Genomic DNA, 12,471 nt, shown 5'->3' with positions numbered 1-12,471 from the left:
GACCACACAACGACAAGAGACACCAATGACTAACTCAGCACGACCACGCTCCACAATCCCGCTGTTTTCCCCGCGGTTTTCCCGATACCTGCTGCTGGGTGCCTGCCTGGTGGCGACCACGGCCCAGGCCGAGGATATCCAATCCCCCAACCGCAACCTGACGCTCAGCTTCTCGCTGCAGGCGGACGGTGCGCCCACCTATAGCCTGACCTACAAAGGCCGTCCGGTAATCAAGCCCAGCCGCCTGGGCCTGGAACTCAAGGATGGTCCCGGCCTGACGAAGGGCTTCGCGGTGGCGGCCAGCAAAACCTCCACCTTCGACGAGCGTTGGCAGCCGGTGTGGGGCGAAGTCAAGACGATTCGCAATCACTACAACGAGCTGACCGTCACGCTCACGCAAGCGGCGACCAAGCGCACGATGCTGCTGCACTTCCGTGTGTTCGACGATGGTATCGGCTTGCGCTACGACTTCCCGAAGCAGCCCGAACTGGCGTATTTCGTGGTGAAGGAAGAGCGCACGCAGTTTGCGCTGGCCGGCGATCACAAGGCTTTCTGGCTACCCGGCGACTACGACACGCAGGAGTACAACACCACGACCTCCAAGCTGTCGGAAGTGCGGGGATTGATGAAGACGGCCGTGACGCCGAATGCCTCCCAGACCACGTTTTCGCCCACCGGGGTGCAAACGCCCCTCATGCTCAAGAGCGCGGACGGCCTGTACATCAACCTGCACGAGGCGGCGTTGATCGACTACTCGACGATGTCGCTGGACCTGGACGACAAGAACATGGTGCTGGAATCGCACCTGACGCCCGACGCGCGCGGCGACAAGGGTTACATACAGACGCCGTTCCTGTCACCCTGGCGCACGATCATCGTGAGCGACCGGGCGGGCGATATCCTTGAATCGAAGCTGGTGTTGAACCTCAACGAACCTACCAGGTACAAGGACGTGTCGTGGATCAAGCCCATGAAGTACGTCGGCGTGTGGTGGGAAATGATCACCGGCCGCAGCACCTGGGCCTACACCGACGGCGGCAACATCAAGCTCGATAGCCTCGACTATGCCAAGGTCAAGCCCAACGGCACCCACGCCGCCAACACCGCCAATGTGAAGCGCTACATCGACTTCGCGGCCAAGCACCATCTCGACGCGGTACTGGTGGAGGGCTGGAACACAGGCTGGGAAGACTGGTTTGGCCAGCATAAGGACTATGTGTTCGATTTCGTCACGCCCTATCCCGACTTCGACGTGCAGGAACTGCACCGCTACGCGGCCAGCAAGGGCATCAAAATCATCATGCATCATGAAACCAGCGGATCGGTGCGCAACTATGAGCGGCACATGGATGCGGCTTATAAATTCATGGTCGACAACGGCTACAACGCCGTCAAGAGCGGCTACGTGGGCGATATCCTGCCGCGCGGCGAACATCACTATGGCCAGTGGATGAACAACCACTATCTCTACGCCATCACCGAGGCGGCCAAGTACAAGATCATGGTGAATGCCCATGAGGCGGTGCGCCCGACCGGCCTGTCGCGCACCTATCCCAACCTCATCGGCAACGAGTCCGCGCGCGGTACGGAATACGAGTCGTTTGGCGGCAACGCAGCGGACCACACCACGATTCTGCCGTTCACCCGTCTCATCGGCGGGCCAATGGACTATACGCCCGGCATTTTCCAGACGAAGATCAGCGCTTACAACCCGCAAAATACCTCCTTCGTCCACAGCACCCTGGCCCGCCAGCTGGCCTTGTACGTGACGATGTACTCGCCGCTGCAAATGGCGGCCGACCTGCCCGAGACCTACGAAAAACACCTCGACGCCTTCCAGTTCATCGAGGACGTCGCCGTGGACTGGGACGACACCAAGGTACTCGAAGCCGAGCCGGGCGACTACATCACCATCGCGCGTAAGGCCAAGGGCAAGAGCAGCTGGTTCGTCGGCAGTACCTGCGACGAGCAAGGGCGCACCTCCAGCATCGATCTCGGCTTCCTCACCCCCGGAAAGCGCTACGCCGCCACGATCTATGCCGACGCCAAGGATGCGCACTACGAGAAGAACCCCCAGGCGTATGCCATTCGCAAAGCGGAGGTGACCAGCAAGACCAGGCTGACACAATACTGCGCGCCCGGCGGCGGCTATGCCATCAGCCTGGTGCAGCAAGACCGCTGAGGCCTCGATGCGATCCTCGTCAAGGCGGGGCACCCTCCAACTGTCCAGACTGGTTGTGGATGTCACTTCGCGAGGATCGCAATGCACACACGACCATGTCTCGGCGCCTTGCTGCTGGCCTGCAGCGGGGTACTCCAGGCCCAGGACCGGCCGCTGCCGGCCGCGCCCGCGGACGCCGGCAACGGCGCCTACCTGTCGGCGGTGTACGGCGACGGCCGCATCGAGTTCGTCTACTACAACGAAGGCCACCCCGACAACAATCACCGCGACGGCTTCGCGCCGCAATGGCTGGCGGAACGCTTGCTCGGCGCACATCTGAGCGTCGAACTGGGCGCCGGCCCCTACCTGAGCATGAACACCACGACCCTGAATGGCCGCCAGCAGGACGACGCTCACTGGGGTCTGCTGCTCAGCGCGGCCGTGCGCCTGCCGCTCGGCTTCCTGTCGGGCGGTACCCACCTGCGCCTCGGCTACAACCATGTGCTGATGCGCGACGTGCACCGCTCGCGCGCGCTGATGCTGGGCATCGGCCGCCAGTTCGGTACCTCCGGCCCGGATCCGCGCACCGAACCGGCCGGCGGTCCCTGGTGGTACGGGGTTTCGGCCGGCAATTCGAATACCAATATGGCCGGGACCGATGTTGCCCACGCCGCCGTGCTGGAAGCGCGTAAATACCTGGGGCCGCGGCTGGAACACTGGGCGCTGTCCGCCAAATTCCTGTTCGAGGGCGACGACGGTGCACGGGTCGACCGCCGCGGCCTGGCCGGCCAGCTGTGGTACGTCCAGCAGGTGACGCCGCGCTTCTCGATGAGCGCCGGCGCCGGTCCCTACATTGCCAGGAACCGGCGCGAACGGAACGATTACCGCGCCAACCTGCTGGTGTCGTTCCAGGCCGAGCGCGCGCTGTCGCGCCAGACCCGCGCTTTCCTCAACTTCAACCGGGTCAAGACCTTCCGCCAGACGGACGACCGCGACCTGTTCCAGATCGGACTGCTGAAGCGGTTTTGAACGAAGGCGGTGCAATCGATGAATTCTGATCTTTCTGGCAATCCGCAACTTTTGCCCTTATGATCACGAACATGATTACCTCCTTCGACATCGGCGGCACCGCCATCAAATCCGCCGTCGCCACGGCCGACGGCCAGATCGGCGCCGCGCAGCGCGTGCCGACGCCCACCCACGACTTCGCGGCTTTCGCGGCCGCCATGCAGGCGCTGATCGATGCCGGCGGCCCGACCCAGGGCGTCGCCATCTCGATCGCCGGCGTCATCGATCCGGACAGCGGCCGCATCAAGTGCGCCAACATCCCGGGCATCGATGGCCGCACCCTGGCTGCCGACCTGTCCGCGGTGTTCGGGCTGCCGGTCTGGATCCTCAACGATGCCGACAGCTTCGCCCTGGCCGAAGCCCGGGCCGGCGCCGGGCGCGGCCACCGCAACGTGTTCGGCCTGATCCTGGGGACGGGCGTCGGCGGCGGCCTGGTCATCGATGGCCAGCTGGTCGGCGGTCCCGGCGGCCTCGCCGGCGAATGGGGCCACGGCCCGGTGGCCGCGCAGTTCGCCGGCACCCCGCCGCAAGCGATTCCGCGCTTCCGATGCGGCTGCGGCCAGACCGGCTGCCTGGACACCGTGGGCGGCGCGCGCGGCATCGAGCGGCTGCACGGGGCACTCGGCCAGCCAGCGCTGGACAGCCGCGCGATCATCGACGCCTGGCAGGCCGGCGACGCCGCCGCCGAACGCACGGTCGCCATCTTCATCGACCTGCTGGCCGGGCCGCTGGCGATGCTCGTCAATACGCTCGGCGCATCGATCCTGCCGGTCGGCGGCGGCCTGTCCAACAGTGCGCCGCTGATCGCGCGCCTCGACGCGGCGGTGCGTGCCGCCATCCTGCGCAAGACCGACGCGCCGCTGATCGTGCCGGGCCAGTCCGGCGCCGAAGCGGGATTGATCGGCGCCGCCTGGCTCGGACTGGAAAAGCTGGGCAACCAGCGTGGCTGACGGGATCACCCTCGAAGTCTGCGTCGACCACCCTGAGGGCCTGGCCGCCGCGCTCGAAGGCGGCGCCGGCCGCATCGAACTGTGCAGCGCACTCGAGATCGGCGGCCTGACCCCGAGCGCCGGCCTGCTGCGCGCGGCGTCGAGCAGCCCGGTGCCGGTGGTGGCCATGATCCGCCCGCGCGGCGGCGACTTCCGTTTCAACGAGGCCGAGATCGGGCTGATGCTGCACGAGATCGACGCGGTCGCGGTGGCCGGCCTGCAAGGCGTCGTGCTGGGCGCGTCGCTGGACAACGGCCAGCTCGACGCCCGCACGCTGGAACGCCTGGTCCGGCACGCGGCAGCGCGCAAGCTCGGTTGCACGCTGCACCGCGCGATCGACCTGTGCCCGGACCTGGCGCAAGCCACCCTGCTCGCCATCGGCCTCGGTTTCGAGCGCATCCTTACTTCCGGCGGCGCCAGGAAAGCGCCGGATGGCCTGGATGGCCTGCAGCGCTGCTTCGACGCGGCCGCCGGCCGGATCACGGTCATGCCCGGTTCCGGTATCGACGCCGGCAATGCCGGCACGCTGCGCGCGCGCCTGCCGCTGACCGACATCCACGCCTCCTGCTCGGTGCCGTTGGCGGCGCCGTCGCCGCAGGTCGCCGAATTCGGCTTCGACGCCGGCGGCCGCCGCCAGACCAGCGCCGCCAAGGTCGCCGCGCTGAAGGCCGCCTTGCTGGCCTGATCCGCCGCGCCAGCCGCCATTGTTCTTGAAATTCCCGACAGTTTGTGTGAGACTCGTCGGGCTTAAAGTGAAACCGGTTTCACTTTTGGCTTCATGCTTGATGGGAGAATGCAGTTTGCAGTTCGATCCGACCTCGCTCGTACCATATTTAGGCGACCTCGCCGCCGGGGCACGCCTCACCGCCCTCGCCTGCGCGCTGGCCCTGGCCGGCAGCCTGGTGCTCGGCACCCTGGTGGCCCTGATGCGCACCGCGGCATCGGCGCCGGCGCGGCGCGTGTCCGCCGTGTACGTCGACGTGTTCCGTAACGTGCCCTTCATCGTCCAGCTGTTCTTCCTGTTCTACGGCTTGCCCGAAATCGGCCTCGAGCTGAGCGCCTTCGCCACCGGTGTGCTGGCGCTGTCGCTGGCGGGCGGCGCCTTCACGTCGGACGCGATCCGCGCCGGCATCCTGGCGATCGATCCCGGCGTGCTGGAAGCGGCCGAAGTCAGCGGGCTGTCGCGGGCCGCGATCTACCACCGCATCGTGCTGCCGATCGCGCTGCGCAGTGCCGTGCGGCCGCTCGGGTCGGTGTTCGTCAACCTGATCCTGACCTCGTCGATCCTGTCGGCGATCACGCTGAACGAGCTGACCGGCAGCGCCAAGATCGTGGCGGCCGACACCTTCCAGCCGTTCGAGGTGTATGCGCTGCTGCTGGTCCTGTATGCCGCGCTGACCTGGCTGGTGGCACTGTCGGCCGGCGCCCTGCACCGGCGCCTCAACCGCGAGCATGCCCGATGATGCGCTACACCGACTTCAGCGCCCACGACCTGCTCCTGCTGCTGCAGGGCCTCGGCGTCTCGGTTGCCCTGTTCGCCGCGACCACCCTGATCGGCGGCGTCATCGGCCTGGGCTGGGCGCTGCTGCGCTATTACCGCGTGCCGCTGCTGGCGCCCCTGGCCGCCCTGCTGGCCGAACTATTGAAGAATTCCCCAGTGCTGGTACAGCTGTTCCTGGTGTTCTTCGGCTTGCCGGTGCTGCTGGAGACCGACCTGACGCCGGTGCAGGCGGCGCTGATCACGCTGTCCGGGAATACGGCCGCCTTTATATATGTCATCGCGGTATCGGCCATCGAATCGGTCGGGCGCGAGCAGATCGAGACCGCGCGCGTGTTCGGCCTGACCCGCTGGCAGACGCTGCGCCGGGTCGTGGCGCCGCAGGCGGCCGCCTTCGGGTTCGGACCGCTGGCCGGCCTGCTGATCAACCAGCTGCAGGTGACCTCGCTGATCTCGGTGATCGGCGTGATCGACCTTACCAAGGTCGGCGCGATCCTGAACCTGCGCACGCTCAAGCCTTTCATCGTCTGGACGGTGATCGGCCTGCTGTATTACCTGATGGCGCGGCTGATCGCCGCCGCCTGCGCGCGCGTGGAAGCGCGCCTGCGCGCGCATCGTGAATGGAAGGGTTTGTAGCATGATCCACATCGAAAGCGTATCCAAGCGCTTCGGCGGCAACACCATCCTGGACGGCATCGACCTGCGCATCGCGCCAGGCGAAGTCGTGTCCATCCTCGGCCCCAGCGGGTCCGGCAAATCGACCCTTATCCGCTGCATCAACGGCCTCGAAAAGCTGGACGGCGGCACGATCTCGGTCGACGGCCATCGCGTCGACGATCCGAAGGGGCTGCAGCTGGCGCGCCGCTGTTCGGGCACCGTGTTCCAGCTGTTTAACCTGTATCCGCACATGACGGCGCTGCAGAACATCACGCTGGCGCCGATCGAAGTCCTCAAGGTGCCGCGCGCCCGCGCCGAACAGGAAGCGCGCGCGCTGCTCGCCTCGGTCGGCCTCGCCGAGCGCGCCGACCTGTATCCCTCCCAGCTGTCCGGCGGCCAGCGCCAGCGCGTCGGCATCTGCCGCGCCCTGGCGATGCAGCCGCGCTACCTGCTGCTGGACGAAGTCACCAGCGCGCTCGATCCGGAGATGACGGCCGAGGTGCTGGCAATCCTCGGAAAACTGGCGCGCAGCGGCACCACGATGCTGTTCGTGACCCACGAAATCGACTTCGCGCGCGAGATCTCGGACCGCATCGTGTTCCTCGACGGCGGCCGGCTGCTGGCCGACCTGCCGGCGGCGCAGTTCTTCGCCCTCGACGGCGGCCTGGCGCAGCCGCGTATCGCCCAATTTTTGTCAAAGATGAACAAGTCATGAACATGAAAATGCTGTTGGCGAACGCCGAAGCCTGGCCCGGCTTCGACACCACGGTCGACCTGCTGAAAGGGGGCGGCGCCGCCATCCCGGCCATGGTCGGCGGCATCGCGAAGGTCGAACGCGAGGCCAAAGTGCGCAGCGTCGGCTACGGCGGCTGGCCGAACATGCTGGGCGAGATGGAGTTCGACGCCGGTGTCATGGACGGCACCACGCGCGACGTCGGCGCGGTCGGGGCGGTGCCGGCCACCCTGCCCGTCTCGGCGTTGGCCTACGAAGTGATGCAGCACCTGCCGCACGTGATGCTGACCGGCGCCGGAGCACGGCGCTTTGCCACCGAACGCGGTTTCGCGCTCGACGAGGTGCTGCACCCGGATAGCAAGCGCGTGTGGTGGGAGCGCCTGCAGAAGGAGATGTCGCCGCAGCAGCTGGCGGCCTTCCCGGACATCCCGCTGGCGCCGCTCAGCAACACGATCACCGACCCGGAGCGCGTGCGCGACACCACGGTGTTCCTGGGCCGCGATTCCGGCGCCAATATCGGCGTGGTCACCTCGACCTCGGGCTGGGCCTGGAAGTATCCGGGGCGCCTGGGCGATTCGCCGATTCCCGGCGCCGGCTTCTATGCGGACAGCCGCTATGGCGCGGCAGCCTGTACCCATACCGGCGAGATGACGATGCGCTGCGGGACCTCGCGCAGCATCGTGCTGGCGCTGCGGCTCGGGCACACGCTCGAAGACGCGGTCAAGCTGGCGGTGGAAGAACTGGCCGAACTGAAGACCGGCTTCCTGGCCGGCGTCGTCATTCACGCGATGGACGCCAGCGGCAATCACCAGGTGGTCAACTACCGCTGCGACGACGAGATCCGCTATTGGTACTGGGACGAGCGCATGGCCGCGCCCGAACTGCGCGTCGCCACCACCGTCAAACCCTGAAAGGACAGCACATGCAGCACGGCCTGACACTGAAAACGACCCTGGGACGCTGCGCCGCCGGCGCCCTGTTGATGCTGATGGTGACATCGGCGCTGGCCGGCCGCATCGAGGAGATCAAGGCGCGCGGCTATGTGCGCATCGGCGTCTCGCTGGGCGGCGAGCCGGTAGGCTTCCGCAACGCCGCCAACGAGCCGGTCGGCTACGACGTCGACGTCGCGAAGCAGCTGGCCGCGCGCCTGGGCGTGCCGGTGCGCTTTTCCGACGTCTCGAGCGACGCCCGTATCTCGATGCTGCGTTCGAAGCAGCTCGACCTGGTGGTGGCCAACGTCTCGATCACGCCGCAGCGCGCCCGCGTGGTGGATTTCTCGATGCCCTACAACGTGGCCGGCCTGCGCGTGATCGCGCAGAAGAGCGCGCACGTCAAGTCGCTGGCGGACCTTGCCGGCAAGCGCGTGGTGGTCGGCCGCGGCACCACGGCGGATGCCTTCCTGCGCCACTCGGCGCCGGGGGCGGTGCCGGTCTACACCGACAACTTCGCGCCGGACGGCGTCCTGCTGCTGCAGCAGAAGCGCGCCGATGCCGGCATCGAGGATGCATCGCTGCTCGACTACCTGGCCAGCAAGAACCCGCAGCTGGAGACCCTGCCCGCGATGTACGGCAACACGCCGATCGGCATCGCGATGGCCAAGGACGATCCGGCGCTGCTGCAGTTCGTGAACGGCTTCGTGGCCGACTACGTGCGGAGCGGCGCCTACGCCGCCAATTACCGCAAGTGGTGGGGTGCGAAAGCGGTGCCGCCGTCGCTCTCACCGCAAGTGAAATAATTGTAGGGTGGGCACCCCGTGCCCACGATGCAACTGCTGTCAGCCCGTGAGGCGCGGCACGAAGCGGGTCGGCACCAGCACCTGCTCGCTGTTCTGCGCCAGCGGCGCCGGCCCGTTCAGGATGCGCACGATCTGCGCCACATACGCGCGCTTGTCGGCGCCGATCGAGGAAATCGGATAGGCGTCGAACTGGGTCAGCGAGACGTTGTCGAAGCCGTACAGGCGGAAACGTGCCGGCCGGTGCCGCGGAAAGTGCGCGCGGTGCGCATCCAGCACCCCCATCGCCATCGCATCCGAGGTGCAGAACACGGCGCCGGTACGCTCGACCTCGATCCTGTCCGCCAGGGCGCGTCCGCTGGCATACGAATAATCGCCCGCCAACTCCCCCAGCAGGTCGATGCCGTGCTGCGCCAGCGCCGCGCGGTAGGAAGCGATGCGCGCCTGCTCCACCAGCGACATCGTGCGGCCGGTCAGCAGCAGCGCGCTGCGTACGCCCTTGGCCGCCGCATCGGCCACGGCTTCGCGGATGCCCTGGTCTTCGTCCATCGTCACCGAGGGCGCGCCCGGATCGTGGTGGCCGTTCAGCATCAGCACCGCATTGTTGCGGAACATGCGGCGCACGCTGGCGGCGTCGGCGAAGTCGGAAAACACCAGCGCCGCATCGACGTGGTAGGCGACGCCGTCGCGCAGGAAGGATTCGGCATCGCCGCCGGCGCCCACGCGGATGAAGATCACCTGCTTGCCGATCGCCTGGATGTCGGCCAGCAGCAGGTCGAACAGGTCGAGGTCGGACAGGTCGTGGATATGGTTGACCAGGATGGCGACCAGGTTGACGGTCTTGCTGGCCAGCCCGCGCGCCAGTGAATTGGGGCGGAACCCGAGCGTCTCGGCCGCACGCAGCACGCGTTCGCGCTTGTCGGCCGACACCGGGCGTGGCTGCGCCGACAGCGCGCGCGAGGCGATCGCGCGCGACACGCCCGCCAGGGCGGCGACGTCGGACAGGGTCGGTGCCGGGACGGGTGCCGGGTTGTCGCGCGTGGAGTCGCTCATTGGGTCGCTCATGGGCGCGATTATACCTGCCGCTCCCTCAGCGGCCACGGGCATTCACCGGCCAGATGTCCACCAGGGTATCGCCGCTGACCACGTGGTAGACCTCGTGCAGGTTGACGGTCGGGTCGCAGTGCGGGGTCGTGAATTCGACCCGGTCGCCCAGTTGCGGACGCCGGCCGCCATCCACCGCCAGCCTGCCGTGCTCGTCGCCGGCAAAGACGTAGGCAGCGCCCGCCAGTGGTCCGCCCGCGACCAGCGGCACGCCGCTGTCGGTGGCGAACGCCTTGGTGCCGGCGTCGACGGTGACCGAACTGGGCTGGTTCACGCTGACCACCGCGGCCTGCACCAGCAGGGCCACGTCGAAGGCCGTGGACGAGTCGTCCTCGGCCAGTACCGCGCTGTAGTCGGCGTCCATGAACACGTACGAGCCGACCTGCAGTTCGGTGAACAGGTCGTCGTGCGCGTCGAGGTCGTGGCTGCCGGTGCCGCCGCCGGTGACGATCCCGAAGCGGACGTTGGCGGCCGATGCGGCGTCGATGACCTGGCGCACCGAAGACCGCACCGCGGCGGCGGCGGCCGCGCGCCGTTCGCGCTCGCCGATGTGCTGGATGTTGCCGGCATAGGCTTGCAGTCCGCGCAGGCGCAGCGTGGGATGGCTCTCGATGCGCCGTGCCAGCGCCAGCACCGCGGCGGCATCCGCCGCCCCGGTGCGCCCGTAACCGGCCGCGTAGTCGACCAGCACGTGCAGCGGATGCGCCAGCGCGCCGGCGGCCGCGGCCAGGTCGTCGACGTTGCGGGGATGATCCACGACCACCATGACCTCGCCCGGCGCCGCCCGCGACGCCAGCTCGACCAGGCGGCGGATCTTCCCGGCCGTGACGATCGGCGAGGTGATCAGCACGCCGGGCAGTCCGGCCGCCGCCATCGTCTCCGCTTCACCGAGGGTGACGCAGGACAGGCCGATGGCCCCGGCCGCCAGCTGGCGGCGCGCGATCTCGACCGACTTGTGGGTCTTGACGTGGGGCCGCAGCCCCACGCCCCGGCCCGCCGCAAACTGCGCCATGCGGGCGATGTTGCCCGTCATCGCATCGAGATCGAGCAGCAGGGCCGGCGTGTCGAGCCGCCGGCGGCTGCCGGGCACGCCGGCCAGGGCGGCATTCGGGTGATGCTGAGTGGTGGGCATGGGGACATCATGAAATGATGGAAAGCGGACAGCTTAGCGCCAACCCCATGATTTGAACACTCCCCGATGCGCGCCCCCTCAGTGGCCGCTCAGTGACGCACCTGCGTCGTCGCCGGCGCCGCCTCCACACGCTCGCCGGTACGGGTAGCGTCGGCCAGCGCCGCCACGCCGCCGGCCGGCAGGCAGCCGCCTTGGCGCCGCTTCCCACTGCGCTGCTTCCCGCTGCTGCGCCGGCTTCGACCTTGGCCTGGGCCGGGTTGATCTGCACTACCCGGATCTCGTCGGGCTTCTTGGCCTCGTCCAGCACCCCGGACAGGAAATCCCTGACCGGCGGATTCTGGGAGAACAGCCCATCCCACAGCGCCAGCTCGCGCGGCGCCAGCGTGTCCGGGTCGAGGCCGCGCATGATGCGCGCCCGGAACAGCCAGGGGACCGCCGCCGAGGCCAGCACGGCGTCCAGCGAAATGCCGCCGTCGTCGCCCCCGCGTTCCGAGCTGAACGCCACGAAATCGCCCTCGTGCAGCTCGACCGCGCCGATCAGCAGGTGCGGGATGCATTGCGTGACCGCCTGTACCGCGCCGGCCAGCGCTTCCAGCGCCTGCGCCTCGTAGCGCAGCGGCGGCGGTTGCCAGCGGCCGAAGGCGGCAACCAGCAGGCTGGCGTCACCGAGGCCGAGCCGCTCGATGCGGTCCAACACGCGTTCGGCGGCGCCCAGCTTGTCCTCGATCCGCTGTTCGATCGCCAAGCGTTCGGCACGGTAGCTGTGCTGGCAGGGTGCGTCCGGCGCGAACATGGCCGCCTGCAGCTCACTGCGGACCCAACGCCGCACTTCCAGCGGAAGGCTGGCGAACTCGCCCCAGGCGTGGATCAGTTGCCAATCGACGGCGGGACGCAGCAGCTGCGGCAGCGCGAAGTAATCGGGCCGCATCCACGGGTTGTCCGGACCAAGCGCTGAACCATTCCAGGCCCTGCATCGTGTGCGCGTACGGGCTGGATTTCACGTCCAGGCCGAACATCGACGTGGCATCGCCGATGGCACGCGCGTAGTGGTTCAGCGTGGCCTCGGCCCAGTGCGTGGCCGAGTTACTGTCCCAAAAGCGTCGAGCCGGCGCCTGGCTTCGTCGGCACCGCCGGTGATGAAGCCGTACCAGCCCAGCAAGGCGCTGATGGCGCCGCCCGAGGTGCCGCTCATGGCAACCAGTACCGGCGCTTCCATGCCGCCTTCGGTGCCCGATTCGAGGTACGCCTGGCCGGCGGCCGCATGGGCCCGCGCCAGGTTGTCGAATTCGCCCAAGAGTACCGGCAGCACGCCGGCGGTGTAAGCCGCATGACTGCCGCCGCCCTGGCATGCAATCGCAATGTCCCTGGATGCCATGATCGCCCTCCTTTCGCACATC

At 67.9% G+C, this 12,471-nt stretch carries 13 protein-coding genes; 9 read left to right on the top strand and 4 right to left on the bottom strand.

Going from position 1 to position 12,471, the window contains the following annotated elements; translation table 11 throughout:
- Positions 1-25: 25 nt before the first annotated feature.
- The 9 genes from U1H99_RS10745 (at position 26) to U1H99_RS10705 (ending at position 8,841) form a co-directional block, all read left to right on the top strand.
- Positions 26-2,182 carry a glycoside hydrolase family 97 protein gene (locus U1H99_RS10745; RefSeq protein WP_323141721.1) on the top strand — a complete coding sequence of 719 codons (2,157 nt, stop codon included), beginning with the start codon at positions 26-28 and terminating at the stop codon, positions 2,180-2,182.
- An 81-nt stretch (positions 2,183-2,263) separates the two neighbouring features.
- Positions 2,264-3,190 carry a hypothetical protein gene (locus U1H99_RS10740; protein WP_323141720.1) on the top strand — a complete coding sequence of 309 codons (927 nt, stop codon included), beginning with the start codon at positions 2,264-2,266 and terminating at the stop codon, positions 3,188-3,190.
- A 71-nt stretch (positions 3,191-3,261) separates the two neighbouring features.
- Positions 3,262-4,179 carry an ROK family protein gene (locus U1H99_RS10735; protein ID WP_323141719.1) on the top strand — a complete coding sequence of 306 codons (918 nt, stop codon included), beginning with the start codon at positions 3,262-3,264 and terminating at the stop codon, positions 4,177-4,179.
- A complete protein-coding gene (locus tag U1H99_RS10730; RefSeq protein ID WP_323141718.1) occupies positions 4,172-4,903 on the top strand; it encodes a copper homeostasis protein CutC in 732 nt (243 codons plus the stop codon). The genes U1H99_RS10735 and U1H99_RS10730 overlap by 8 nt, the downstream gene beginning before the upstream one ends.
- Before the next feature lie 115 nt (positions 4,904-5,018).
- Complete coding sequence (locus U1H99_RS10725) at positions 5,019-5,681, top strand: amino acid ABC transporter permease (protein ID WP_323141717.1); 663 nt, start codon at positions 5,019-5,021, stop codon at positions 5,679-5,681.
- Positions 5,678-6,352 (top strand): amino acid ABC transporter permease, encoded by a 675-nt coding sequence (locus U1H99_RS10720; RefSeq protein ID WP_323141716.1) that lies wholly within the window; start codon positions 5,678-5,680, stop codon positions 6,350-6,352. Before U1H99_RS10725 ends, U1H99_RS10720 begins: the two co-directional genes overlap by 4 nt.
- Position 6,353: 1 nt before the next feature.
- Positions 6,354-7,088, top strand: a complete 735-nt coding sequence (locus U1H99_RS10715; protein WP_323141715.1) for an amino acid ABC transporter ATP-binding protein — start codon at positions 6,354-6,356, stop codon at positions 7,086-7,088.
- Complete coding sequence (locus tag U1H99_RS10710; protein WP_323141714.1) at positions 7,085-8,017, top strand: isoaspartyl peptidase/L-asparaginase; 933 nt, start codon at positions 7,085-7,087, stop codon at positions 8,015-8,017. The genes U1H99_RS10715 and U1H99_RS10710 overlap by 4 nt, the downstream gene beginning before the upstream one ends.
- An 11-nt stretch (positions 8,018-8,028) precedes the next feature.
- Entirely contained in the window at positions 8,029-8,841 is an 813-nt protein-coding gene (locus U1H99_RS10705) for a transporter substrate-binding domain-containing protein (protein ID WP_323141713.1), read from the top strand.
- A 39-nt stretch (positions 8,842-8,880) separates the two neighbouring features.
- Here the strand turns inward: U1H99_RS10705 and U1H99_RS10700 are convergent, their stop codons facing one another.
- From U1H99_RS10700 to U1H99_RS10685, 4 genes are all read right to left on the bottom strand, one after another.
- Positions 8,881-9,891 carry a LacI family DNA-binding transcriptional regulator gene (locus tag U1H99_RS10700; protein WP_323141712.1) on the bottom strand — a complete coding sequence of 337 codons (1,011 nt, stop codon included), beginning with the start codon at positions 9,889-9,891 and terminating at the stop codon, positions 8,881-8,883.
- A gap of 37 nt (positions 9,892-9,928) precedes the next feature.
- Positions 9,929-11,074: a DSD1 family PLP-dependent enzyme gene (locus U1H99_RS10695; RefSeq protein ID WP_323141711.1), complete on the bottom strand. Its 1,146-nt coding sequence runs from the start codon at positions 11,072-11,074 to the stop codon at positions 9,929-9,931.
- 7 nt (positions 11,075-11,081) lie between these two features.
- Positions 11,082-12,002: a patatin-like phospholipase family protein gene (locus U1H99_RS10690; RefSeq protein ID WP_323141710.1), complete on the bottom strand. Its 921-nt coding sequence runs from the start codon at positions 12,000-12,002 to the stop codon at positions 11,082-11,084.
- 123 nt (positions 12,003-12,125) lie between these two features.
- Complete coding sequence (locus U1H99_RS10685) at positions 12,126-12,449, bottom strand: patatin-like phospholipase family protein (RefSeq protein WP_323141709.1); 324 nt, start codon at positions 12,447-12,449, stop codon at positions 12,126-12,128.
- Between the last annotated feature and the right edge of the window lie 22 nt (positions 12,450-12,471).

Source organism: Massilia phyllosphaerae, from assembly GCF_034659755.1.
GTDB lineage: Bacteria > Pseudomonadota > Gammaproteobacteria > Burkholderiales > Burkholderiaceae_D > Telluria > Telluria phyllosphaerae.
Note: the sequence above shows the minus strand (reverse complement) of the source record. Positions and strands in the feature narration are given on the sequence as shown.